At 71.5% G+C, this 23,358-nt stretch carries 25 protein-coding genes; 9 read left to right on the forward strand and 16 right to left on the reverse strand.

Annotated features, from left to right (window positions below; all coding sequences use genetic code 11):
* Positions 1-18 precede the first annotated feature (18 nt).
* Positions 19-1,317, forward strand: a complete 1,299-nt coding sequence (locus AB0D53_RS35430) for an MFS transporter (RefSeq protein ID WP_362453418.1) — start codon at positions 19-21, stop codon at positions 1,315-1,317.
* Here the strand turns inward: AB0D53_RS35430 and AB0D53_RS35435 are convergent.
* From AB0D53_RS35435 to tuf, 3 genes are all read right to left on the reverse strand, one after another.
* Positions 1,279-2,124 carry a fused MFS/spermidine synthase gene (locus AB0D53_RS35435; protein WP_362453419.1) on the reverse strand — a complete coding sequence of 282 codons (846 nt, stop codon included), beginning with the start codon at positions 2,122-2,124 and terminating at the stop codon, positions 1,279-1,281. The two genes, AB0D53_RS35430 and AB0D53_RS35435, sit on opposite strands and share 39 nt — an antisense overlap.
* Positions 2,125-2,146: 22 nt before the next feature.
* Positions 2,147-2,992, reverse strand: coding sequence for a patatin-like phospholipase family protein (locus tag AB0D53_RS35440; RefSeq protein WP_362453420.1), 846 nt, complete (start codon positions 2,990-2,992; stop codon positions 2,147-2,149).
* A gap of 73 nt (positions 2,993-3,065) precedes the next feature.
* The gene (tuf, locus tag AB0D53_RS35445; RefSeq protein WP_362453421.1) at positions 3,066-4,253 is read right to left on the reverse strand and encodes an elongation factor Tu; all 1,188 of its coding nucleotides are present in this window, start codon (positions 4,251-4,253) and stop codon (positions 3,066-3,068) included.
* 410 nt (positions 4,254-4,663) lie between these two features.
* Between tuf and AB0D53_RS35450 the strand changes: the two genes are divergently transcribed.
* The gene (locus AB0D53_RS35450) at positions 4,664-5,377 is read left to right on the forward strand and encodes a TVP38/TMEM64 family protein (RefSeq protein WP_362453422.1); all 714 of its coding nucleotides are present in this window, start codon (positions 4,664-4,666) and stop codon (positions 5,375-5,377) included.
* Positions 5,378-5,588: 211 nt separating this feature from the next.
* Positions 5,589-6,461: an undecaprenyl-diphosphate phosphatase gene (locus AB0D53_RS35455; protein WP_362453423.1), complete on the forward strand. Its 873-nt coding sequence runs from the start codon at positions 5,589-5,591 to the stop codon at positions 6,459-6,461.
* 315 nt (positions 6,462-6,776) lie between these two features.
* On the opposite strand, the gene AB0D53_RS35460 is transcribed toward AB0D53_RS35455, so the two are convergent.
* Positions 6,777-7,706 carry an NADP-dependent oxidoreductase gene (locus tag AB0D53_RS35460; RefSeq protein ID WP_362453424.1) on the reverse strand — a complete coding sequence of 310 codons (930 nt, stop codon included), beginning with the start codon at positions 7,704-7,706 and terminating at the stop codon, positions 6,777-6,779.
* Between the two features lie 50 nt (positions 7,707-7,756).
* On the opposite strand from AB0D53_RS35460, the gene AB0D53_RS35465 reads away from it, so the two are divergent.
* The gene (locus AB0D53_RS35465) at positions 7,757-8,383 is read left to right on the forward strand and encodes a helix-turn-helix domain-containing protein (protein WP_362453425.1); all 627 of its coding nucleotides are present in this window, start codon (positions 7,757-7,759) and stop codon (positions 8,381-8,383) included.
* A 188-nt stretch (positions 8,384-8,571) separates the two neighbouring features.
* Here the strand turns inward: AB0D53_RS35465 and AB0D53_RS35470 are convergent, their stop codons facing one another.
* Together AB0D53_RS35470 and AB0D53_RS35475 are read right to left on the reverse strand one after the other, a co-directional pair.
* Entirely contained in the window at positions 8,572-8,826 is a 255-nt protein-coding gene (locus tag AB0D53_RS35470) for a LapA family protein (protein WP_362453426.1), read from the reverse strand.
* Positions 8,827-8,945: 119 nt separating this feature from the next.
* On the reverse strand, positions 8,946-9,215 hold the full coding sequence (locus AB0D53_RS35475; protein ID WP_362453428.1) for a hypothetical protein: 270 nt from the start codon (positions 9,213-9,215) through the stop codon (positions 8,946-8,948).
* A 503-nt stretch (positions 9,216-9,718) separates the two neighbouring features.
* Between AB0D53_RS35475 and AB0D53_RS35480 the strand changes: the two genes are divergently transcribed.
* The 3 genes from AB0D53_RS35480 to lnt all read left to right on the forward strand — a co-directional run bounded on the left by AB0D53_RS35480 (position 9,719) and on the right by lnt (position 12,889).
* Positions 9,719-10,588: a universal stress protein gene (locus AB0D53_RS35480; protein WP_362453429.1), complete on the forward strand. Its 870-nt coding sequence runs from the start codon at positions 9,719-9,721 to the stop codon at positions 10,586-10,588.
* A 68-nt stretch (positions 10,589-10,656) separates the two neighbouring features.
* Entirely contained in the window at positions 10,657-11,154 is a 498-nt protein-coding gene (locus AB0D53_RS35485; protein WP_362453431.1) for a nuclear transport factor 2 family protein, read from the forward strand.
* 151 nt (positions 11,155-11,305) lie between these two features.
* Positions 11,306-12,889 carry an apolipoprotein N-acyltransferase gene (lnt, locus tag AB0D53_RS35490; RefSeq protein ID WP_362453461.1) on the forward strand — a complete coding sequence of 528 codons (1,584 nt, stop codon included), beginning with the start codon at positions 11,306-11,308 and terminating at the stop codon, positions 12,887-12,889.
* A 33-nt stretch (positions 12,890-12,922) separates the two neighbouring features.
* Here the strand turns inward: lnt and AB0D53_RS35495 are convergent, their stop codons facing one another.
* From AB0D53_RS35495 to AB0D53_RS35505, 3 genes are all read right to left on the reverse strand, one after another.
* Positions 12,923-13,270 carry a hypothetical protein gene (locus AB0D53_RS35495; protein WP_362453432.1) on the reverse strand — a complete coding sequence of 116 codons (348 nt, stop codon included), beginning with the start codon at positions 13,268-13,270 and terminating at the stop codon, positions 12,923-12,925.
* Between the two features lie 142 nt (positions 13,271-13,412).
* A complete protein-coding gene (locus AB0D53_RS35500) occupies positions 13,413-14,312 on the reverse strand; it encodes a Gfo/Idh/MocA family oxidoreductase (protein ID WP_362453433.1) in 900 nt (299 codons plus the stop codon).
* A 13-nt stretch (positions 14,313-14,325) separates the two neighbouring features.
* On the reverse strand, positions 14,326-15,540 hold the full coding sequence (locus tag AB0D53_RS35505) for an FAD-dependent monooxygenase (protein ID WP_362453434.1): 1,215 nt from the start codon (positions 15,538-15,540) through the stop codon (positions 14,326-14,328).
* Between the two features lie 122 nt (positions 15,541-15,662).
* Between AB0D53_RS35505 and AB0D53_RS35510 the strand changes: the two genes are divergently transcribed.
* Both AB0D53_RS35510 and AB0D53_RS35515 read left to right on the forward strand, forming a co-directional pair.
* Positions 15,663-16,295 carry a TetR/AcrR family transcriptional regulator gene (locus AB0D53_RS35510; RefSeq protein WP_362453435.1) on the forward strand — a complete coding sequence of 211 codons (633 nt, stop codon included), beginning with the start codon at positions 15,663-15,665 and terminating at the stop codon, positions 16,293-16,295.
* A gap of 129 nt (positions 16,296-16,424) precedes the next feature.
* On the forward strand, positions 16,425-16,892 hold the full coding sequence (locus AB0D53_RS35515) for a hypothetical protein (protein ID WP_362453437.1): 468 nt from the start codon (positions 16,425-16,427) through the stop codon (positions 16,890-16,892).
* Positions 16,893-16,944: 52 nt separating this feature from the next.
* Here the strand turns inward: AB0D53_RS35515 and AB0D53_RS35520 are convergent, their stop codons facing one another.
* From AB0D53_RS35520 to AB0D53_RS35550, 7 genes are all read right to left on the reverse strand, one after another.
* Positions 16,945-17,430, reverse strand: a complete 486-nt coding sequence (locus AB0D53_RS35520; protein ID WP_329814707.1) for a hypothetical protein — start codon at positions 17,428-17,430, stop codon at positions 16,945-16,947.
* Between the two features lie 136 nt (positions 17,431-17,566).
* Positions 17,567-18,250 (reverse strand): uracil-DNA glycosylase, encoded by a 684-nt coding sequence (locus AB0D53_RS35525; RefSeq protein WP_072489654.1) that lies wholly within the window; start codon positions 18,248-18,250, stop codon positions 17,567-17,569.
* 87 nt (positions 18,251-18,337) lie between these two features.
* Positions 18,338-19,918 carry an ABC transporter substrate-binding protein gene (locus tag AB0D53_RS35530; protein WP_362453438.1) on the reverse strand — a complete coding sequence of 527 codons (1,581 nt, stop codon included), beginning with the start codon at positions 19,916-19,918 and terminating at the stop codon, positions 18,338-18,340.
* A 117-nt stretch (positions 19,919-20,035) separates the two neighbouring features.
* Positions 20,036-20,791, reverse strand: coding sequence for an SDR family oxidoreductase (locus AB0D53_RS35535; protein WP_362453440.1), 756 nt, complete (start codon positions 20,789-20,791; stop codon positions 20,036-20,038).
* A 20-nt stretch (positions 20,792-20,811) separates the two neighbouring features.
* Entirely contained in the window at positions 20,812-21,573 is a 762-nt protein-coding gene (gene fabG, locus AB0D53_RS35540) for a 3-oxoacyl-ACP reductase FabG (RefSeq protein ID WP_072489657.1), read from the reverse strand.
* A gap of 308 nt (positions 21,574-21,881) precedes the next feature.
* Positions 21,882-22,265 carry a DUF3037 domain-containing protein gene (locus AB0D53_RS35545; protein WP_362453442.1) on the reverse strand — a complete coding sequence of 128 codons (384 nt, stop codon included), beginning with the start codon at positions 22,263-22,265 and terminating at the stop codon, positions 21,882-21,884.
* The gene (locus AB0D53_RS35550) at positions 22,262-23,116 is read right to left on the reverse strand and encodes a HipA family kinase (RefSeq protein ID WP_362453444.1); all 855 of its coding nucleotides are present in this window, start codon (positions 23,114-23,116) and stop codon (positions 22,262-22,264) included. The genes AB0D53_RS35545 and AB0D53_RS35550 overlap by 4 nt, the downstream gene beginning before the upstream one ends.
* Between the last annotated feature and the right edge of the window lie 242 nt (positions 23,117-23,358).

Raw genomic sequence — 23,358 nt, forward strand, 5'->3', positions numbered from 1 at the left:
GGAGGCGATAGTCCCTTGGTGACTGTCGCCTCCGCCCCCGTGTCCCGCCCGCTGCGTCCCGGCCGCAACTACCGTCTGCTGACCGCCGCCGCGATCATCACGGGCCTGGGTACCCATGGCGCGCTGATCGCGGCGGCGTTCGCCGTTCTGAAGGCCGGCGGCGACGGCGGCGACGTCGGTCTGGTGGCCGCGGCCAGGACCGCGCCCCTGGTGCTCTTCCTGCTGGTGGGCGGCGCGATCGCGGACCGGCTGCCGCGCCATCGGGTGATGGTCGCGGCGAACACCCTCAACTGCCTTTCGCAGGCCGCGTTCGCCTGGCTGGTCCTGGCCGGTGATCCGCAACTGTGGCAGATGATGCTGCTCACCGCCCTGTGCGGCACCGGACAGGCGTTCTTCAACCCGGCGGCCGAGGGCATGCTGATGTCCAGCGTCGACCGTGAGCAGGCGAGCCGTGCCTTCGCGCTGTTCCGGATGGCCATGCAGGGCGCGTCGATCGGCGGTGCGGCGCTCGGCGGCGCCATGATCGCGGCGATGGACCCGGGCTGGGTGCTGGCCGTCGATGCCGCGGCCTTCGCGGTGGCGGGTGCGCTCCGCGCGTTCCTGGACGTCAGCCACATTCCCCCGCGTGCGCCGGGCGGCGGTCTGCTCGCCGATATGCGGGACGGCTGGCAGGAGTTCGTCGGACGCCCCTGGCTGTGGAGCATCGTGGCGCAGTTCTCGGTCGTGGTCGCCGCGGTGGGCGCGGCGGAGTCGGTGTACGGCCCATTGGTCGCCCGGGACGAGCTCGGCGGCGCCCGCCCCTGGGGCTTCGCGCTCGCCGCGTTCGGGGCCGGCACCTTGGGCGGGGCGATGCTGATGACGCGCTGGAAGCCCCGGCGGCTGCTGCTGGCCGGAACGCTCTGCGTCTTCCCGCTGGCGCTGCCGGCGGCGGGCCTCGCGGTGCCGTTGCCGGTGGGCGCGCTCTGTCTGGTGATGTTCGTCAGCGGGGTGGCCATCGAGGTGTTCGGGGTCTCGTGGATGACGGCCATGCATCAGGAGATCCCGGAGGAGAAGCTGTCCCGGGTCTCGGCGTACGACTGGTTCGGCTCGGTGGCGATGATGCCGCTGGCCACCGCGCTCGCCGGTCCGGTGGAGTCGCTGGTCGGGCGGAGCGCGGCCCTGTGGGGCTGCGCGGCGCTGATCGTGCTGGTCACCGGGGCCGTGCTGTTCGTGCCGGAGGTGCGCGGCCTGACCCGGACCCCCGCCACCACCGAGGTGGCGAAGGACCGGGGACCGGCCTCAGCCGATGCTGAAGGCGCCGTCGGGCGGCTCGGGTGAGGCCACCGCCGCACCGTCCCCGACCGGCTCGGCGGCGCCGGCGAGCCGGTCCAGCGCGGCACCGTGCTCGACCCTGGCGGGGAAGGCGTCGGCGGCGCAGCGGCGGGTCAGTGTCGCGGTGTCGATGCGGCTCGGGGAGGCGACGAGAACGAGGTTGCCGAAGCGTCGGCCGCGCAGCACCGCGGGTTCGCCGATCAGTGCGAGTTCCTCGAAGACGGCCGCGAAGGTGGCCAGTTGGGAGCGGAGGAAGCCGAAGGGCGCACCGTCCGCGAGATTGGCGGCGTAGATTCCGCCCTCCCGCAGCGACCGGCGGGCAGCCTGCGCGTACTCGACGGTGGTGAGGTGGGCGGGGACCCGCGAGCCGCCGAAGACGTCCGCGATCAGGACGTCGAGGGAGCCGGGCGCGGTCTGTTCCAGCCGGCTGCGGGCGTCCGCGCCGTGCACGGTGATCCCGCTGCCGTCGGGGAGCGGCAGCTGCTCGGCGACCAGTTCGAGGAGCCCGAGGTCGGCCTCGGCGACGTCCTGGCGGGAGCCGGGCCTGGCCGCGGCGACATAGCGCGGCAGGGTGAGCGCGCCGCCGCCGAGGTGGAGTACGTCCAGCGGTGCGCCCGGTGCCGCCGCGCAGTCGATGACATGGGCGAGCCGTCGCGCGTACTCGAATTCGAGATGGTCCGGCGCGTCGAGGTCGACGTAGGACTGGGGCGCGCCGTCGACGGTGAGCAGCCAGGCCCTGTTCCGGTCCACATCGGGGAGAAGTCTGGCGGTGCCCTGGTCCACGTCCCGGATGACCGGTATCGAGTCGTTCACTCCCCCATTGTGGGGTGCCGGATCAGCTGCTCAGGACCGCGGCCACGGCTTCGGAGTGTGCCGTCGACTGGGCGAGCCCGGCGCGGGCGGCCGCGGCGCGGCGGCTCGGGTCGAGGGGGTTGCGGCCGAAGGCCTTCTTCGCGTCCGCGTCCGGAGTGATGAGCTCGACCCGGGCCCCGTTCGCGGCGAGCGCCGCGGCCTGCGAACCCGGCGAGGCGATGGCCTTGTTGCCGCCGGCCGACGGGGCGATGACGACGACGCGTCCGTACCCGGCGGCGAGCTGGGCGTTGGCCGTGGAGTGCACCCCGCCGTCGATCCAGGACCGCCCGTCGATGCGGGCGACGGGCCATACGGCGGGGACCGCGGAGCTCGCGGTGACGGCGTCGGCGAGGGACACCCCGCCGTCCTTGTCGAAGGTGTGGAGTTCGCCGGTCGTGGCGTCGACGGCGGTGACGATCAGGGGGCGCCCCGGCCACTCGGGCGACAGCAGCCGGCCCTCGATCGCCGCGCGCCGTTCCTCCGCGGTGACACCGAGTGGGGCGTCCTGCGCGATCCTGCCCAGCTTCCGGCCGTACGCCTCGGGGGTGCGGGCGGACAGCACGGCCCCCGCGTAGCGCAGCAGGGTGAGCATGCCGAGCTTGCCGCCCGTGATGTCCCGCGGATCGGCGAGCTGGAGTTCGTAGAGTTCGGGAAGGCCGAGCAGTCCGGAGGCCAGCTGTGCGCCGACCATCGCTCCCGCGGAGCTGCCGATGATCAGATCCGCTGTGGAGAGGTCCGCGCCCGACTTCGCGAGCCCGTGCAGGATTCCGGTCGCCCAGGCGCCGCCGGTGACACCGCCGGACCCCAGTACCAGTGCTGTGTCTGTCATGCCGTCAGTCTTGCGCACGGCTCCGGGCCCGCCCCCGTGGGGTACGGGAGGCGGGCCCTTGGAACGTCTCCGTTCAGAGGACGCCGGTGACGGTGCCGGCGCCGACCGTGCGGCCGCCCTCGCGGATCGCGAAGCCGAGTCCGGTCTCCAGCGGGACGTCACGTCCCAGCTCGACGGTGAGGTCGACCGTGTCGCCCGGACGCGCCACCGCCACCTCACCGAGGTCGACGTCGCCGACGACGTCCGCGGTGCGGATGTAGAACTGCGGCCGGTAGCCGGTGGTGACCGGGGTGGTCCGGCCGCCCTCCTTCGCCGACAGGACGTACACCTGGGCGGTGAAGCGCCGGCTCGGCGTCACGCTGCCCGGCGCCGCGACCACATGGCCGCGGCGGACCCGGTCGCGCTCCACTCCGCGCAGCAGCAGGGCCACGTTGTCACCGGCCTCCGCGGACTCCATCGGCTTCCCGAAGGTCTCCAGCCCGGTGACGACGGTCTCGATGTGCGGGTCCGGGCCCAGCACCGACACCCGGTCGCCGGTACGGACGGTGCCGCGCTCGACGGCTCCGGTGACGACGGTGCCCCGGCCGGTGATGGTCAGGACGTTCTCCACCGACAGCAGGAACGGCGCGTCGGTGTAGCGGACCGGCATCGGTACGTACGTGTCGACGGCGTCCAGCAGCGCCTCGACGGCCGCGGTCCAGCGCGGGTCGCCCTCCAGCGCCTTCAGGCCCGAGACCCGCACGACGGGCACGGAGTCACCTCCGTAGCCGTGCGCGGACAGCAGCTCGCGGACCTCCAGCTCGACCAGGTCGGTCAGCACCGCGTCCTCGCCGTCGTCGACGGCGTCCGCCTTGTTGAGGGCGACGACGATGTGGTCGACACCCACCTGGCGGGCGAGCAGCACGTGCTCGGCGGTCTGCGGCATGATCCCGTCGAGCGCGGAGACCACCAGGATCGCGCCGTCGAGCTGGGCGGCGCCGGTGACCATGTTCTTGATGTAGTCGGCGTGCCCGGGCATGTCGACATGCGCGTAGTGGCGGGTGTCGGTCTCGTACTCGACGTGCGCGATGTTGATGGTGATGCCGCGCTGCGTCTCCTCCGGGGCCCGGTCGATCCGGTCGAACGGGACGAACGTACCCGTCCCGCGCTCGCTGAGGACCTTGGTGATGGCGGCGGTCAGGGTGGTCTTCCCGTGGTCGACGTGGCCCATGGTGCCGATGTTGAGGTGCGGCTTGGTGCGCACGTATGCCGTCTTGGGCATGGTTCATTCCTTGGAGTTCGAAGCTGAGAGAGAAGACCCCAGGGCCCGGCCGACCCTCCCCTTGCGGGGTCCGCCGGACTGTCGGGGGAGGGTCAGCTTCGGGCGCCGCCGATGGGCGCCGTGGCAGCGGTGAACGCTGCTGCGAAGAGTGCTGCGACGAGGAGGCTCACGGCAGCCTTCGGCGCGTCCGCGACTGCGGACGGCGCTGCGGGGAAGGCGTACCGGAACATGGGTCCGATCATGTCGGACGGACATGGCCGCGTCGAATGGTTTTCGGCGGGTACCCCGGCCCCGCAAGGGAGTTCGGCCCGCGTCGGCCACCGGAGCGGGCGCGGGGCACGGCCTCGGCCGTCCGGCTGCCGCCACGCACGTTACGGCGATCGGACACCGGCGTCGGCTACTCTCCCCGCATGCTCGACCCCGTCCCCGCCGCCCGGCCCGCCACCGGCCTCGCCGTGCGCTGCACGAGGGCGCTGCTCTCGCCCTGGTCCCGGTTCTCGCTGCTCGTGGCCGTCCTGCTGGGCGCCGCGGCGGCGATGCTTCTCCTCGAACCTCAGCGGCTGCTCGCCACCGGCTGGCCCGGCCCGCTGAGCGGTGGCGCCGTCGCGGTGACCCTGTTCGGTGTCGCGTACGGCGTGTGCACCGTGGCTTTCGTTCCGCGGCCGCTGCTCAATCTCGCCGCCGGCGCACTCTTCGGTACGCAGGCGGGACTGGCCGCCGCGCTGGCGGGGACGGTCCTCGGCGCGGGCATCTCGTTCGGGCTGGGCCGGGTGCTGGGCCAGGACGCGCTCCGTACCCTGCTGCGCGGGCGTTGGCTGAAGGCCGCGGACGGCCAGTTGAGCAGGCACGGGTTCCGTTCGATGCTGGCGCTGCGGCTGTTCCCGGGCGTGCCGTTCGCGGCGGCCAACTACTGCGCGGCGGTGTCGCGGATGGGGTATCGGCCGTTCCTGGTGGCGACCGGGCTCGGCTCGATCCCCAACACCGCGGCGTATGTCGTCGCGGGCAGCGAGGCCTCGTCGCCGACATCTCCGGCGTTCCTCGCCGCGATGGGCTTCATCGTGCTGACGGGGCTCGGCGCCGCCGTCGTCGCCTGGCGCAAGCGCCACCGCGTGACCTCCGGGTGAGCCGGTGCGCACGGCGCTCCGCACCGGGGCGGCGGGCGGCCCGGGGGTACGCGTAACGCTGTTCATCTGAGGGCGGTACCCTGCCCGCGACCGACCGAAGATATCCGGGCCCGTGACGGGTCTGCCCTCAATCGACCGCAATGCGCACGCTGCCGACGGCCCTCGCTGCCGTCGGCCGATGCACGAGCACCCCCGGGATGGCCAAAGCCCCATGAGCTGGTTCGAATCGTTCGTCCTGGGCCTCGTTCAGGGACTGACCGAGTTCCTGCCGATTTCCTCCAGCGCGCATCTGCGGCTCACCGCCGCGTTCGCCGGCTGGCACGACCCGGGTGCGGCATTCACCGCCATCACCCAGATCGGCACGGAGGCGGCAGTCCTCATCTACTTCCGCAAGGACATCGTCCGGATCGTCTCGGCCTGGTTCCGTTCGCTGACCGACCGGTCGATGCGTGGCGACCACGACGCCCAGATGGGCTGGCTGGTCATCGTGGGCTCCATCCCCATCGGCGTGCTCGGTGTGACGCTGAAGGACCAGGTCGAGGGCCCGTTCCGCGATCTGCGGCTGATCGCCACCACGCTGATCGTGATGGGTGTCGTCCTGGGGATCGCCGACCGGCTCGCCGCCCGTGACGAGGCGGGCGGGAGGCACCGGGCCGCCAAGGAGCGCAAGACGCTCAAGGAACTCGGGGTGAAGGACGGCCTGATCTTCGGTTTCTGCCAGGCGATGGCCCTGATCCCGGGCGTCTCCCGCTCCGGAGCCACCATCAGCGGCGGTCTGCTGATGGGGTACACCCGCGAGGCTGCGGCCCGGTACTCCTTCCTGCTCGCGATCCCGGCGGTGCTCGCCTCGGGGGTCTTCGAGCTGAAGGACGCGGGTGAGGGACATGTGTCGTGGGGGCCGACGATCTTCGCGACGGTCATCGCGTTCGGTGTGGGGTACGCGGTCATCGCCTGGTTCATGAAGTTCATCACGACCAAGAGCTTCATGCCGTTCGTGATCTATCGGATCATTCTGGGCATTCTGCTGTTCATCCTGGTCGGTGCGGGGGTTCTGAGCCCGCACGCGGGCGAATCCGCAGGCTGACCAAGCGGCCGCGCCAAGCGCTGTCCAGCACATTCCGACGCTTTCGCGCATCCGTACGTCATGATCGTCTCCCATGGTTCTCCCACTCGGGAGACCGGAGACACGCAATCGATCCAGTGCGCGACCGCAGACCGGCAAGAACATCACTGCCCCGGCACCGAGCGAGGTGCCGGGGCAGTGACGCGTCAGATCGAGCAGGCTCCGCCGGTCACCACGAGCCCTGATCCAGCGCCGCGAGCTCCGCCGACGGATCCGGGAGGGAAGCGACCGCGACTTCAGCCCGGTCAGGCTCTTCCGGTGTGATGCGCCGGAAGTCTAGAGGGTGAGTACGATTTTTCCCCGGGCGTGACCGGTCTCGCTCAACCGGTGTGCCGCGACGGCGTTCTCGATGGTGAAGGCGGCCGCGACCGGCACGGTGAAGCGGCGCTGCCCGGCGAGAGCCGCGGCCACGGCAAGGCCTTCGACCGCCTGCGGGTCCGCTCCCGGGCCCGCCGAGCGTGTTCGGTGGACTCCGTACTTCGCGGCGTTCATGTCGGCGATGGTCACCACCCGGTCCGGGCTTCCGGTGAGGTCCACCAGATCGGGCAGCGAGCCGGATCCGGCGCAGTCCAGGACGACGTCGACTCCCTCCGGTGCCAGGGCGGTGACCCGCTCGCCCAGCCCGGGGCCGTAGGTGGTCGGCGTCGCCCCCAGCCCCGCGACGAAGGTGTGGTTGCGCGCGCCGGCTGTACCGATGACGGTCGCGCCTCGGGCCGCCGCGAGTTGGACGGCAACTGTGCCGACCCCGCCGGCCGCGCCCTCGATCAGCAGGGTCGTGCCGGTGCCGACCTTCAGCCGGTCGAGGGCCCGCGTGGCGGTCTCGACGTTCCCGGCCGCGCCACCGGCCTGCTCCCAGCTCAGCGCGTCCGGCTTCAGCGCCCAGGCCGCCAGGACGGCGTACTCGGCGTTCGCACCGCCGAGCTCCGAGACCTCGACGATGCCGAAGACCTCGTCGCCCGGCCGGATACCGGTTACCCCTGTGCCGACCTCGTCGACCACACCCGCGGCATCCATTCCGAGCACGTGGGGCAGGCGCAGCGGCGCCATGTCGCGGAACCGGCCTGAACGAAGGTGGCAGTCGGCGGGAGTGAGACCCGATGCCCGCACGCCCACCCGGATCTGGCCCGGTCCCGCGTGTGGTTCCGGTACATCGGTGACTTCCAGGACGCCTGCCGGACCGTACTCGGAGAATGTCAGTGCTCTCATGGCGTCGGACGCTATCGGAACACCCCGTCCGTTTGGCTAAAGTGAGAGCGGTGACGAACCCTTTGCCTCACTCCCTGCGATCCGATGCCCGGGACAACCGTGAGCGCATCCTCGCCGTGGCCCGCACGACGTTCGCCGAGCAGGGGCTGGATGTGGCGATGCGCGAGATCGCGCGGCGCGCCGAGGTCGGACCCGCGACCCTGTACCGGCACTTTCCGACCAAGGAGGCGCTGGTCACCGAGGCCTTCCGCGAGCAGATGACGGCCTGCACGGCCATCGTCGACGAGGGACTGGCCGATCCGGACCCATGGCGCGGCTTCTGCCTGGTGATCGAGGCGGTGTGTGAAATGCAGGCGCAGGACCGGGGGTTCACCGCGGCGTTCGTCTCGGCCTTCCCCCACGCGATCGACTTCGCCGCGGACCGGGAGCAGGCACTGGGCAAGGTCGCCGAACTCGCCCGCCGGGCCAAGGCGGGTGGCAAGCTGCGCCCGGACTTCGTCCTGGACGACCTCATCATGGTGCTGATGGCCAACGGCGGTATCCGGACCACCTCGCCGGCCGCCGCAGTGGCCGCCTCACGGCGCTTCGCCGCGCTGCTGATCCAGGGCCTGCGGGCCGAGCCGGCTGCCCCGCCGCTGCCCCCGCCGGTCCGGCTGCCGCCGGCGGTTGTGACTTAGCGCCGCATGGGGATTCCCGCATTCGTCCCACGCCGGTGTCCCTGGTACGACGCAGGCCCGGCACGGTCAGCCCTGACGAAGCAGTACGAGGGTCTTTCGTCCGGATCACGCCGGACCCCGCGAGCCCGGCGTGATCCGGACGAACGGCCCTGGTCCCTGCCGTCGGTGCGGCGGACCCGGCCGTCGGGTCAGCGCCTGCCGCGGCGGCGGAACAGGTATCCGCCCAGCACCATTCCGGCGACCAGGGTCACCGCCAGCACCGCCCAGAGCGGCAGGGTGACGGCGGGGATCCACAGCCGGATCGCGACCGACTCGGTGTTCGCGGCGATGAACCAGATCGCGAGCCCGGCCAGCACGACGGCCGCGATGGTGCGCACGCGTACGTTCCGGCCCTTGACGGTCAGGGTCGGTGGGACATGCTGTCCGGTCGTCCTCTGTGCCATGCGTCCAGTATCAGGCGGTTCACCGGATTAGTCCTGATGGAACGGGCTCATCGCGCCCCGGGGCGCGGACCATCGCGGGCCGCAACCGCGGGCCCCGGGGCGCACCCCGATCCGGCAGGTCAGGGTGTGTCGCCGCGCCAGTCCCAGTGGTCGGGGTCGCCGTCCCGCGGCCCGTACTCCGCCTTGCCACCCGGGCCGAACCGCCCGATCTCGGTGTTCAGCGGCGCCCCCTCGCGCAGCGCCCGGTCCGTCCAGCCGGTCACGTCGAGAAGCAGGCCGTCGAGCGGGCCGCCCACCAACTCCCGGTAGGTGTGACCCGGCCGGGGCCCCGGGTCGGGATCGTCATGATCGGCGCCGTACACACGCCGCTGCCGCATCAGCTCGTCCATGGAGGCAGGATCGCACCCGGCACTGACAATCGCAGTGGGCAGTGGACCTCGCGGCGGGCGCGGCGCAGGCCGGTGCGTTCCTGCTGCAACAGCGGCGCCGTCAGGGGATCCTGCCGCCGGGGTCCGGGTGCCACAGCCCGGGTACCCTCGTCGTCGCCCGACAGCCGGACCGCCACCCCGTGGTACGCCTTCGTCCCCTCCACCCTGGTCACCGGGCCCGGGGATCGGTTGTGTCATCGCCCCGATGTCCGCCAGGACCATGCGCCACATCCCGGCACACCGCATGGGCGCCGGCGCCCCTCCTCCCCCGCCGCAGCCGCTCCCGCCAAGGCGCGCGGCGCGCGGCGTCCCGCTCGCCCACCGCCGGCCCAGCAGACCCCACCGCCCGAAGCGAGTGGCAGAACGTCCCGGATCTTCCGGGCAGATAGGGTCGAAAGTCCCTGCCGCGCGACAACCGCGCGTACCAGCCTGGGACATGTACCGCCGGAACCTGGAGGGAACTCATGACCAGCACCGACCGTCCCGTGATCGCCGCAGTCGACGGCTCGTCACACAGCCGCGAGGCACTCGAATGGGCCGCCCACGAAGCCGTACGACGAGGTCTCGGGCTGACGATCGTGCATGCCCGGACGCCCGACCGGCGCGTCGAACCGGACACGCAGCGGCGCGAGGCGGAGGAGCTGCTCGACCGGTCCGTGCGCAGGGTGTCCGAGCTCGCTCCGGAGTTGCGGACGTCGAAGCTGACGCCGCTGGACTTCCCGTCGGCGGCGCTCACCTCGCTCAGCCGCAACGCCTCTCTGGTGGTCCTCGGCTCGCGTGGTCTGGGCGGTTTCCGGTCCCTGTTGCTCGGCTCCAACAGCCTGGCGGTCGCGTCGATGGCCGACTGCCCCGTCGTCGTGGTCCGCAGCGGGCCGTCGGACGAGGACACGGAGGCGGCGAAGGCGGCGGAAGCGCACACCGACATCGTCGCGGGGGTGGCCGCCGACGAGAGCAGCGAAGGGGTTCTCGAGTTCGCCTTCGAGACCGCCACCTCCCGGCCCGGTGCGCGACTGCGGATCGTGCACGGCTGGACCATGTTCTCCTCGATGCTCTCCGGCGGCCCCGTCTTCGACCGGGACGCGGTGGCGGACTCGGCCGAACGGACCCTCGCGGAACTCACCGCCGGCTGGCGGGAGAAGTACCCGCAGGTCGAAGTCGTCAGGGAGCCCGTCGGCGGCTCCGCCTCACGCACCCTGGTCACGGCGTCGGCGACCGCGGCGCTGACCGTCGTCGGGCGTCGCCGGGGCGGTGAGTCCCTCGGGCTCGGGCTCTCCCCCGTCGCGCAGACCACGCTCACGCACGCGCTCGGCGCGGTCGCCGTCGTGCCCTGCTGACGGCAGCGCCGCCCCGCCATGCGTGCACGCCTCTTGGCCTTGCACGCCGGCGGGCAGACACTGACCCGATGACGCAGCGCGTGGATCTCGCGACCGTGATGGACCGGCTGTCCATCGATGCAGTGATCACCGGCTATGCGACGGCGGTGGACGACGGCGAATGGACCGACTACCGGGCGCTGTTCACCGCGGACGGCCGTGCCGACTACCGCGACGCCGGTGGTGTCGAGGGACCGGTGCACGAGGTCGCCCGATGGCTGGAGGAGACGATGCGGCACTTCCCCGTACGCCAGCATCTGATCGTCAACCGCCGGATCGAACTCCAGGACCTGGGCGGCTACCCGGGCGACCGCGCCGAGGTGCGGGCCGACTATCTCAACCCGATGCGGCTGGAGAGCGCCGCAACCGGGGCGGCCAGTACGGAGGCACGGGCCACCGCGCCGAATTTCGTCGCCGCAGGGCGGTACGCGTTCACGGTGTCGCGCACGGACAGCGGCTGGCGCATCCGCACCGTGACCGTCCACGAGAAGTGGCGCGGCGCAGGAGACCTCTTCCCCCCGGGTTGATCCCGGACCGGCCCGGCCCTCCGGTGCTTCCGCTTCCCCGGCACCGGGGAAGAACTGCGGAACGTGGCACCAGGGGGGAGACTGCTCATCGGACAGGACGAGGAGGCGCGGCATGCGGATTCCGGCCGGCCGGAGCGAGCGGTGGGAGCGGATGCTGCGGTCGGGCCCGGGGCGCGGCTGTCTCGCACTGCTCGCGGGGGCACTGCCCGCTCTCGCGTTTCCCGCCCCTTCCTTGTGGTGGCTCGCGGGTGTCGGCCTGGTTCCGTGGCTGCTTCTCATCCGGTCCGCCGGAACGGGACGCCAGGCAGCGCTGGCGGGCTGGCTCGGCGGCACCGGCTACATGCTCGCGGTGCATCACTGGCTGATGCCGAGCCTCCATGTCTTCATCGTGATCCTGGCCGCCCTGCTCGGTCTGCTCTGGGCTCCCTGGGGGCTGCTGGTCTTCCGGATACTGGGCGGGCCGGTCTCCGGCCGCGCGGCCGTCACCGCCGTCGTCGTGGTGCCCTGCGGCTGGCTGATGATCGAACTGGCCCGTTCCTGGGATGCGCTCGGCGGTCCCTGGGGGCTGCTCGGCGCGAGCCAGTGGCAGGTGGCTCCCGCGCTCCGGGTCGCGTCCGTGGGCGGGGTGTGGCTGGTCAGTCTCGTGGTGGTGGCGGTCAATACCGCTGTCGCCCTGCTCTTCGTGAACACGGCCGCCCGCGTGGTGGCCGCGGTGGGCATCGTGGTGTGCGCTCTGGCCGTGGGGGCGATGGCGGGGTGGGCGCCACGGCCCGAGGAGTCGGGGGTGGCCCGGATCGCCGTCGTACAGCCGGGCGTGTTCACGGGCGCCCACGGAGCCGAGCGCCGGCTCGCCCGCGGTGAACAGCTGACCGGCTCGCTTGCGGGGCGCGATCTCGATCTGGTGGTGTGGGGCGAGAGCAGTGTGGGGGTGGATCTCGCACAGCACCCGGAAGTCACCGCGCGGATCGCCGCTCTCTCGCGGCGGGTGGGCGCGGATGTGCTGGTCAATGTGGATACCAGGCAGACCGACGCGTCGGGCCGGACGGGCATCTTCAAGTCGGCGGTGCTGGTGGGTCCGGACGGGCTGACCGGGCAGCGCTACGACAAGATGCGGCTGGTGCCGTTCGGCGAGTACATCCCGGCCCGCTCGGTGCTCGGCTGGGCCACGTCCCTGGGCCGGGCGGCGAGCGAGGACCGGTTGAGGGGAACCCGGCAGGTGACGATGTCGCTGCCCGGGGCCGACGGCGGGAAGGGGCTGCGCATCGGGCCGCTGATCTGTTTCGAGACCGCGTTCCCCGACATGAGCCGTCAGCTCACCCGGGACGGCGCGCAGCTACTGGTCGCCCAGTCCTCCACCTCCACGTTCCAGCACAGCTGGGCGCCCCTGCAGCATGCCTCGCTCGGGGCACTGCGGGCAGCGGAGACCGGCCGCCCGATGGTGCATGCCACGCTCACCGGCGTCAGTACCGCGTACGGGCCCCTGGGCACACGGGTCGGTGCTCCGCTCGGTACGGACACGAGCGGGGCCGCCGTGTACGACGTACCGCTGGCGACCGGCACCACGCTCTATGTACGGCTGGGCGACTGGCCGGTGCAGGGGGCGGCGGCGGTGCTGGCCCTGTTCTGCGCCTTCGAAGCGGTCCGGTCGGTCACGAGGCGCAAGCGGGTGGGGCCCGCGGGGGTGAGGGGTGGGGCAGCCTCGGCCAGGAAGCCGGGCGCCCGCTCCGGGAAATGAGCCGGGCAGCTCCCGAGCCGGCGTGCGCCAGGCCTATCCGGGGCCGTTCACCGAGACGACGTGGCCCTGGGCGTCGACGGTGAGCGAGACCCGCTCGACCTTGTTGGTCACGGCCAGCACCAGCCACACCGCGCCCCAGAGGAAGCAGGTGAACACCATCAGGAGGGCGTGCAGCACATGGTTCAACGGGTTCCCCCGGACCATGACGGCCTGCGTGCCGGAGCGCGATTCCACCCGCCAGCCGGCGGCGATCCGCTGGTTGACCGCCCAGTCGAGGATCAGACCGCGCTGCATCTCGTCGGGCGGCCGGCCGTCGGCCGAGTAGTAACCCGGCGGCGGCTGGAGCGCTCCCCAGCCCCTGGGCTCGTCGTGACGTCTCACGAGGTCACCTCCACGGGCCGGTGGTCCATCACCCCAGCCTGCATCGGCGCGCCTCCGGACGCATCCGGAGGCGCGGCGGCCCCGCCGGATCCGGCGGCCACGAAGGCGGACACGCCTGGGGACACGCCTCCCGGCCAGGGTCCTACGCGCAGTCCAGGTCGCGCAGGATGCGTTCGCAGAGTTCGTGTGTCTGCAGGGCGTCCCCGGCGTCCAGCACCTTTCCGGCACGTACGGCGTCCAGGAACGACAGCACGGCCTGCTCGATGCCGCGCTGACGGGCCACCGGCACCCAGTCGCCGCGTCGCCGGACGCTCGGCTGCCCCTTGTGGTCGATCACCTCGGCGAGGTTGACGACCTCGCGCTTGGAGTCCCGGCCGGAGACCTCCAGCCGTTCCTCGGTCGAGCCGCTGAGCCGGTTCATCATGCCGATGGCGGTGAATCCGTCACCGGACAGCTGCAGCACCACATGATGCATCAGGCCGTCCTGGATCCTGGCCTGCACGACGGTGTGCTCGACCGGCCCCGGTGCCAGGAAGCGGAGGGTGTCGACGACATGGATGAAGTCGTCGAGCACCATGGTCCGCGGATCCTCCGGCATCCCCACCCGGTTCTTCTGCATGAGGATCAGTTCGCGCGGGTGCTCGGCGCACTGGGCGTAACCGGGCGCGACCCTGCGGTTGAAGCCGACGGCGAGGCTCGTTCCGCGCTCCTCGGCGAGGGCCACCAGCCGCTGGGAATCGGCGAGTCGGTAGGCCAGCGGCTTGTCGACGTAGGTGGCGACGCCCGCCTCCAGCAGCCGGGCCACGATCTCGGGATGCACGGCCGTCGGGGCGTGGACGAAGGCGGCGTCCAGCCCCTGGGCGATCAGCGATTCGAGGTCGGTGTGACGCTGCCCGGCCGGAATCCGATGGGCCTCGGCAACCGCGGCCAGGGTGGCGGGCGAACGGGTCTGCAGATGCAGCTCGACCCCGGGCAGGGCGGTCAGAACCGGCAGATACGCCTTCTGCGCGATGTCGCCGAGCCCGATGCAGCCGACCTTCACAGGGGCCTCCCTCTCACTGTTCGGTGCCCGCCGGCGCGGTGTTCACCTGGCGAGGGGCAGCATACGTGTGCCTCGGTGGCTGCCAGTCCGCTATCCCGTCGAAGGTGCGCAGGACGAGGTCGGACCCGAAGCGCGAGACGGCGGACATCAGCGCGTCACGCATCGCGACGGCGGGAGCGCTGGTCAGGCACATCAGACGCGAAGTACGGGCGGCCTTGCGGACGATGGCCGATGTGCGGGGCAGCCGGTCGGCGGAGTACGCCGCCAGCCCGGCACCGAGGTCACCGCCCGGCAGCAGATGGTGGGCGAGCACGATCGCGTCCTCGACTGCCTGGTTGCCTCCCTGGCCGAGGCTCGGCGCCATCGCGTGCGCGGAGTCGCCGACGAGTGCGGTGCGGCCCCGGTGGTAGGACGGCAGGGGTTCGAGCAGTTGGTGGACGTCGTTGCGGAGCACCTGGCCGGCGGCGGCGATGACCGAGGGGATCGGGTCGTGCCAGCTGCCGAACCGGCGCAGCAGTTCCGCCTTCTCGTCGTCGGCTGCGTGGGCCCCGGCGGGGGCGACCGCGGCCCCGTAGGCGTAGATCCGGCCGTCCTTGAGCGGGTGGGTGCCCCAGAGGGCGCCGCGCCCCCAGGTCTCGTGCGGGGCGAACGGCCGGTCGATGTCGGGGACGACGATGCGCCAGGTGGTGAAACCGGCGTACGAGGGGCCGGGGTGGTCCGGGAAGAGCCCGCTTCGTACGGCCGAGTTGATGCCGTCGGCGCCGACGACGACGTCGGCCTCGATGTTCCCGGCCACCGTCCCGACCACGGCGGGCGCGCCGCCGGCCGTCCCGGGGTCCAGCAGCTCCGCGGCGGCGCCGGTCCGGACGGTGCCCTCGGGCAGCCGGGCCACGAGCCGCTCGACGAGGGTGGCCCGGTGCAGCAGGACGATCGTCCCGCCGAACCGCTCGGCCGCGGCGGCGCTGTCCGTACGGGAGAGCCAGCGGCCGCCGGGGACGCGTATGCCGCCCTCGCCCTGCCAGGCGGCGAGCTCCCTGATCTCGTCGCCCATACCGATCACGTCCAGGGCTCGCTGGGAGTTGGGGGCGAGGGAGATGCCGGCCCCGACGGGTTCCAGGGAGGCCGCGCGCTCGAGAACGGTGACGCGCCAGCCGCGGCCGTACAGGGCCACCGCCGCGGTGAGGCCGCCGATTCCACTGCCGATGACTACTGCATGGGGCTTGTCCATGACTCCTCGACTCCTTCACGAATCCACGAATCCACGGGCCCCGGAGCACGGAGCCCCGGAACTACATCCGTAGTGACGGCTTCAACGTACTACGGATGTAGTTCCGAAGGTAGATTGCCTTCATGGCCACACGCACCGCCGGCACCCCCCGGGCCGCTCTGATCGCCGACACCGCCCTCGCGCTCCTCGCCGAACGCGGGATGCGCGGGCTCACCCACCGCGCGGTGGACGAGCGCGCCGGGCTCCCCCAGGGCTCGACGTCCAACTACGCGCGCACCCGGCAGTCCCTTCTGGAGGTGGCGGTGCGGCGGCTGGCCGAACGGGAGACACGGGTGCTCGCCCCCGGTGAACTCCCGGTCCCGGGCGCCGCGCCGGACGGCGGTCCCGCCGCCGGGGCCGAGGCACTGGTCGCCGGTCTCGCCCTGGCGCTGCACCGCTATCTCACCCGCCACGCCGAGCTGCTCGTCTGCCGTTACGAGCTCGCACTGGAGGCCACCCGGCGCCCGGAACTGCGGGAGTTCTTCGACGCGACGGGCCGGCAGTTCCGCGAGCCCCTGATCGCGCTGATGACGGCCGCGGGATCGGCCGAGCCCGAACGGCACGCCCTGTCCCTGGTGGCCTGGTGCGAGGGGCTGATGTTCTCGTGCGCCGCGGGGTCGTACAGCCGCTCCGTCCCGAGCGAGGAGGAGCTGCGTACCGGCTTCGCCGAACTGCTGCGCGGAATGCTGGGCCCCGAGTGGGCGGGACCTTGCTGACCGGCGAGAGCGGGCGGGACCGCACTCACCGGCGCCGGTGGGCCGCGCCGCGCCGACCGGCGTCACCCGTGCGGGCCAATCCCGGCTGCCCGGCACACCGGAGCCGCGTGCGCACCCCAGAGTGATCAGGTGCAACGAACCAGAATCACCGTGAGCCTCCTGGTCGGCGTGGCCGTGACGGCGCTGTCCGGCTGTGTGTCCGTGGAGCCGCGAGCGGATGTTCCGCCCCGGCCCCGGAACAGCGGCCCCGCCCAGGACCTGACGCCGCAGGCCGTACTGCCTCCGGTCCACGACTCCCTGGGCGCAGTACCGGCCCCTCAGCCCTCCGCCCCCGAACCGTCCGCCTCCGCGCCCCGACCCGCGAACGCCGCACCGCCGCCGGGCACCCGCCGCGCAGCGCCCCGTGCCCCGCAGCAGCGGCGACCGGAGGTCACACGGCCCCGCCCGCACCGAGCCCCGCCCACCGTGACCGCACCCGCCCCGGTCCCGCCGGCCGCGGTCCCCAAGGCGGGCGTCTGCGCGCTGGGACGGGGCTACGGGCACTGGCCCGCGGGCAGCCCGCAGTCCCGGATCTGCGACGACACCTACGGCCGCTGAGTCCGCAGCGGAGCGGAAGAACAGTGGCCCGTCCACCATGGACGGGCCACTCTCACAGCTCGCGGAGCCGGAGCTCCAGCCGCGCGATCGCCGCGCGCACCCCTCCCCCGTACCCGTCGTCCGAGCCGTCGTCCGCGAGCACGCCGGAGGCGGCTCGGGCCCGGCTCAGATGGAACCGCGCGGCGTCGGGACGGCGGAGCTTCACATAGTCCGCCGCGAGGTTGAGATGCAGCGAGGGGTAGAACGCCCGCACCGCCGGAGCGTCGGGGTGCTGCGCCGCCCGCTCGTCGGTCAGCCCGTTGGCCGCCGTCAACGCCCTCAGGTCCCAGGCCAGTTCGTCACCCGGGTCGTCCTGGGTGTCGGCCATGTAGTGGGCGAGGGTGCACCGGTGCAGGGCGTCACCGTCCTCGCCGATCTCCGACCAGAGCTCACCGAAACGATTGCGGGCCTCTTCCCGGTCGCCGCCGTGCAGCAGCATGACCGCCTGGCCGATCCTGGTCATGACGGCGTCCGTGGACGCCTCCCGCTGCTCCGTCACCGCTGCCTCCGTGCGTGCTCGTCCCCCTGTTCCGCGTTCGACGCTAGCCGCAGCGGGGGCCAATCCCGCTGAGGCTCGGGCAGGCGTCCCCGGCCGGTCGCCGGAAGCCCGCCGCCGGCCGGGGTGGAACCGCCCGTCAGCCCAGGTCGGGGATGCGCCAGTCGATGGCCTCGTGCCCCTGCGCGGCCACCGCCGCGTTGATCTGCCGGAACGGACTGGAGCCGAAGAACTTCTTGGCCGACAGCGGCGACGGGTGCGCCCCCTTCACCACCACATGGCGCTCCTCGTCGATCAGCGGAAGCTTCTTCTGGGCGTAATTGCCCCAGAGGACGAAGACCGCCGGGTCGGGCCGCGAGGCGACGGCGCGGATCACGGCGTCGGTGAACTTCTCCCAGCCCTTGCCCTTGTGCGAGTTGGCCTCACCCGCGCGCACCGTCAGCACGGCGTTGAGCAGGAGGACCCCCTGCTCGGCCCACGGCATCAGATAGCCGTTGTCCGGGACCGGCAGACCCAGCTCCTCCTTCATCTCCTTGTAGATGTTCCGCAGGGACGGCGGCGTCTTCACGCCCGGCCGCACGGAGAAGCACAGCCCGTGCCCCTGGCCCTCCCCGTGGTACGGGTCCTGGCCGAGGACGAGGACCTTCACCTTGTCGTAGGGCGTGGCGTCCAGGGCTGCGAAGACCTGGTCGCGCGGGGGGTAGACCGGCCCCTTGGCCCGCTCCTCCTCGACGAACTCGGTGAGCTCCTTGAAGTACGGCTTCTGCAGCTCTTCGCCGAGGACGCCGCGCCAGGACTCGGGCAGCAGGTCGGTGTCGGTCACTTCAACAACCTCCGGTAAGCAATCAGCTTTTCACCCGAGAACCTACCGGGGCCCACTGACAACGCGCCCTGCGAGCCCCGTCCCGGCCTACCAGCTGGCCTTGCGGTACAGCTCCCACATCTGCATGACCGTCTGCGGGTCCAGGGCGCGCTCGCCGCCGCCGATGTCCTCGCCCGAGGCGACGTACAGCTTGCCCTGCCACAGCGGCAGCACCCGCACGTCGTCGACCAGGATCTTCTGGGCCCGTTCGAACTGCTTGCTGACCGCGCCCCGGTCGCTCTCCTTGCGGGTCTGCGGCAGCAGCTCCTTGGTGATCTCGTCCTTCAGGTACGGCATCCCCGTGATGCTCTCCTTGCCGACGAACGGCGCGATGAAGTTGTCCGGGTCCGGGAAGTCCGGGAACCAGCCGCGGCCGAAGACGGGGTACTCGCCCTTGGTGAAGCCCTCCTGGAAGGTCTTCCAGGGCTTGCTCTTCAACGTGATCCTGAACAGTCCGGAGCTCTCCAGCTGCCGCTTCAGCTCGTCGAACTCGGGGGCGGTGGAGGAGCCGTAGCGGTCGGTGGTGAACCAGAACGTCAGCTCGACCGGCTTGGTGATGCCCGCCTTGGCCAGGATCTGCTTCGCCTCGTCCCGGTCCGGGTCTCCATAGGTGTCGAAGAAGCTGGTGGTGTGCCCGGCGATACCCTTGGGGACCATGGAGTACAGCGGCTCGGCCGTGCCCTGGTAGACCTTGGCCACGAGGGCGTCACGGTCGACGAGCTGGGCGATGGCCCGCCGTACGGCCACGTTCCCCGCCGCCGGGTCCTTGGGGTTGAAGACCAGGAAGCGGATGTCCGCGCCGACCGTCTCGACGATCTGCAGATTGCTGTCCTTGTCCTGGCTCCCCTCCAGTTTGACGACCTCCTCGGCGGTGAGGCCGCGGTAGATCGCGTCGATCTGTTTCTTCCGCAGTGCCGCGACCACGGGGGCGGACTCCTTGAAGTACCGGATGGTCACGGCGTCGTTCTTGCGGTTGGCGAATCCCTTGTAGTCCGGGTTCTTCACCAGCTCGGCCCGGTTTCCCGGCTTGTACGAATCGAGGAGATAGGGACCGGATCCGGTGATCTTCCCGTCGTTGCGTATCTTGTGCCGGGAATAGGCACTGGGCGCCACCAGCGACATCGCGGGCGTGGCGAGGATGAAGGGGAACGTGGCGTCCGGCTTGGTGAGATGGAAGACGACCATGTCGTCCCCCTTGGTCTCGACGCGGTCGAGCGAGCCGAGCATGCCGACCGGGCCGCCCTTGAACTTGATCTCCGAGATCCGGTCGATCGAGTACTTCACCGCAGCGGCGTCGAGCGTGTCACCGTTGGAGAACTTCAGGCCCTCGCGGAGCTTGCACCGGTAGGAAGTGCTGGTGGTGTCGGTGAACTTGCACCATTCCGCGGCATCCGGCTCGGGGGTCGTACTGCCGGTGGGGAAGCTCACCAGGGTCTGGAAGACGTTCCGCATCAGCTCCCAGGAGTTGTCCCACGCCGCCGCCGGATCGAGGGTGGAGGGTTCGCTGGTCGTACCGACGACTATCTTCTGCTCGACTTCCGATCCGCTGTCGGAGAGAAGTCCGCAGCCTGCCAGCAGAGAAAGGGAAGCAAGGACTGCAGCGGCCTGCAGACTGGCCCGGTAGAACACGTGAACGCTCCTCGATCAGCCATGGGTCGGCAGACCATACCGCAGTGCCCCGTCGGGTCAATCCGCAGGCCCGACAGGGCACTTGAGTCAATCAGGACCAAATCCGCACAGGCTGTCTCAGCCCACGCCCGCGTTCAGGAAGATTCCGCCGTCGACCACCAGGGTCTGCCCGGTGATCCAGTCCGCCTGGTTAGAGGTGAGGAACGCGGCGGCGCCGCCGATGTCCTCGGGAACTCCCAGCCGGCCGAGCGGATACGCCGCGGCGGCCTCCTCCTCACGGCCCTCGTACAGCGCCTGGGCGAACTTCGTCTTCACGACCGCCGGAGCGATCGCGTTGACCCGGACGACCGGCGCGAACTCGTGCGCCAGCTGGAGGGTCAGATTGACCATCGCGGCCTTGCTCATGCCGTACGCGCCGATGAAGGGCGAGGCGGAGACTGCGGCGACCGAGGCGATGTTGACGATCGCCCCGCCGTTCTCCTTCTGCCAGGCCTTCCAGGTCAGTTGGGCGAAGCCGAGCGCCGAGAGCACATTCGTCTCGAAGACCTTGCGGGCGACGTTGAGGTCGAGTTCCGCCATCGGTCCGAAGACCGGATTCGTACCGGCGTTGTTGACCAGGAAGTCGACCCGCCCGAACGCCTCCATGGTGCGCTCCACGGCCACCACCCGGTGCGCCTCGTCGTGGGCCCTGCCCGCCACAGCGATCACCCGGTCGGAGCCGAGCCGCTCCACGGCCTCCTTGAGCGCGTCCTCGCCGCGCCCGGTGATGCAGACCCGGTCGCCGCGAGCCACCAGCGCCTCGGCGATGCCGTAGCCGATGCCCCGGCTCGCGCCCGTGACGAGCGCGACCTTCCCGCTGTCCTGCTCAGTCATGATGTCCCCAGCCCTTCGGGTCAGTTGAGCGGTCCGCCTGCGACGTACATGACCTGACCGGAGACGAAGCCGGCCTCGTCGCCCGTGAAGAAGGCGATGGCGTTGGCGATGTCCTCGGGGTGGCCGACGCGCTGCACCGGGATCTGGGTGGCGGCCGCGGCCTGGAACTCCTCGAAGCCCATGCCGACGCGGGCCGCGGTCTGCGCGGTCATCTCGGTGACGATGAAGCCGGGGGCGACGGCGTTGGCGGTGATGCCGAACTTGCCGAGCTCCTTGGCGAGGGTCTTGGTGAAGCCCTGCAGGCCGGCCTTGACCGCGGAGTAGTTGGCCTGGCCGCGGTTGCCGAGCGCCGAGGAGGAGGAGAGCGAGACGATCCGGCCGAACTTGGCGTCCACCATGTGCTTCTGGACGGCCTTGGCCATCAGGAACGCCCCCTTGAGGTGCACGTTCATCACGGTGTCCCAGTCGGACTCGCTCATCTTGAAGAGCAGGTTGTCGCGGAGCACGCCCGCGTTGTTGACGAGGATCGTCGGGGCGCCGAGCTCGGCGGCGATCCGCGCGACGGCGGCTTCCACCTGGGCGCTGTCCGACACATCGCAGCCGACCGCGAGCGCGGTGCCCCCGGCGGCGGTGATCTTCTCGACGGTGTCCTTGCAGGCCGCCTCGTCGAGGTCGAGTACGGCGACGGCGCGGCCCTCGGCCGCCAGGCGTACCGCGGTGGCGGCGCCAATGCCCCGCGCCGCTCCGGTCACGACGGCGACGCGCTGCTCGGTGGTGGACATGCTTGGTTCTCCTCGCCCTTGGATCGCCGCTCAGCGGACGTCGGGGCGGCCCCGGCACGGAACCTGGTGCGCGGAACGTTCCCGATAGCTGAGCAACCGCTTAGTACCTTCAGCAGACGAGACGCTAGAAGCCCTGGCACCCGGTGTCAACGGCCCACGGCCGCAGGGGCGCATGTCACACCCGGCGGCGCCGCTCGCACGATGGTCGCGGGCGGCGCCGCGGGACCGGGGCCCTTCGTCCGGAGCAGGCCGGATCGGGTGACCGGGGCACGCGGGCCCGGTGCGATCCGGACGAGAGGCCCTGGGGATCAGCGCACCAGCAGTTCCAGCAACCGCTCGACCTCGGCCTCCGGGTCGGCCGTGAGGCCGCTGTGCACCGGGCTCGGCTGAACGACGGTGGAGCGCGGCGCGATCAGCCAGCGGAAGCGGCGCCCGGCGTCGTCACCGCCCGCCTGGCCCGCGTCCGTACCGCCGCGGCACACTCCCTCCACGGCATGCAGAGCGGCCCGTACGCCGACCACGTCGGCGCTCGGGTCCAGGGCCTTCAGCTTGGTCTCGTCCAGATGGGTGCGGGCGGCCACGAAACCGCGTGCGCGGCAGTAGACCACCACGCCCGCGTTGAAGAACTCGCCGCGCTGCACCCGCGGGACCACGCGCAGCAGCGCGTACTCGAAGACATCGCGCTCGCTCACGGCCGGCCGTCCTTGTCGTTCTTCTTGGTGGGGTGCGGCCAGGGGGTGAGGTGTTCGGTGAGCCAGCCGGGGGCCTGGGACGGCTTGGGCGCGGTGGGGCCCTCCATCGTGATGCGCTCGTGGATGGTCGCGGCGCGCGGCAGCAGTGCCTCGACGTAGGCACGGCGCAGCTCGTCGGTGGACTCGAAGCCCGGCTCGTCCACCAGCCATTCGTCGGGGACGTCCGCCGCGACCTCGGTGAGCAGTTCCTCGGTGACCAGCGGGGCGAGCTCGGCGGCGGCCGCCGCGATGTCGGGCGCGAACGGGGCGAGCGCGTGGTCGGAGGCGTTGTACGGCTTGGCGGCGGAAGTGCGGGCGCCGGGCCAGTTGTGGTGCCAGATCATGGTGGCGCCGTGGTCGATGAGCCACAGGTCGCCGTGCCAGACCAGCATGTTCGGGTTGCGCCAGGACCGGTCGACGTTGTTGATCAGCGCATCGAACCAGACGACCCTGCCGGCTTCCTCCGGGTCCACCTGGTAGGCGAGCGAGTCGAAGCCGATCGAGCCGGGCAGGAAGTCCATCCCGAGATTGAGCCCGCCACTGGCCTTGAGGAGCTCCTGCACCTCCTGGTCGGGCTCGGCGAGCCCGATGACCGGATCGAGCTGAATCTGTACGAGGTCGGGGACCCGAAGCCCGAGCCTCCGGCCGAGCTGCCCGCAGATGACCTCCGCGACCAGCGTCTTGCGCCCCTGCCCGGCGCCGGTGAATTTCATGACATAGGTGCCGAGATCATCGGCCTCGACGATCCCGGGCAACGAGCCACCCTCCCGCAGGGGCGTGACATAGCGGGTCGCTACGACCTCATCCAACACTTTCCCAGGCCACCCATCTCTTCAGCCTTGCAATTAACGAAGGGCTACTTCGGGGCACAGGGGTCGGAGTCACCGCTCGACGACGCTGGGGAGAATCCGGGGAGTTCTGATCGGCGTGCCGGTCTTCCCGCTCCCCAAGCAGTCCGTCGATGGTGCCGCGCCCCTTGCCGCCGGCCTCCGGCATGAAGTGAGCATAGTAACCGAGGGTGATCGCGGGCGAGGAGTGCCCGAGTCACCGGGCC

Source organism: Streptomyces sp. NPDC048295 (assembly GCF_040652135.1).
Classification (GTDB): Bacteria; Actinomycetota; Actinomycetes; order Streptomycetales; family Streptomycetaceae; genus Streptomyces.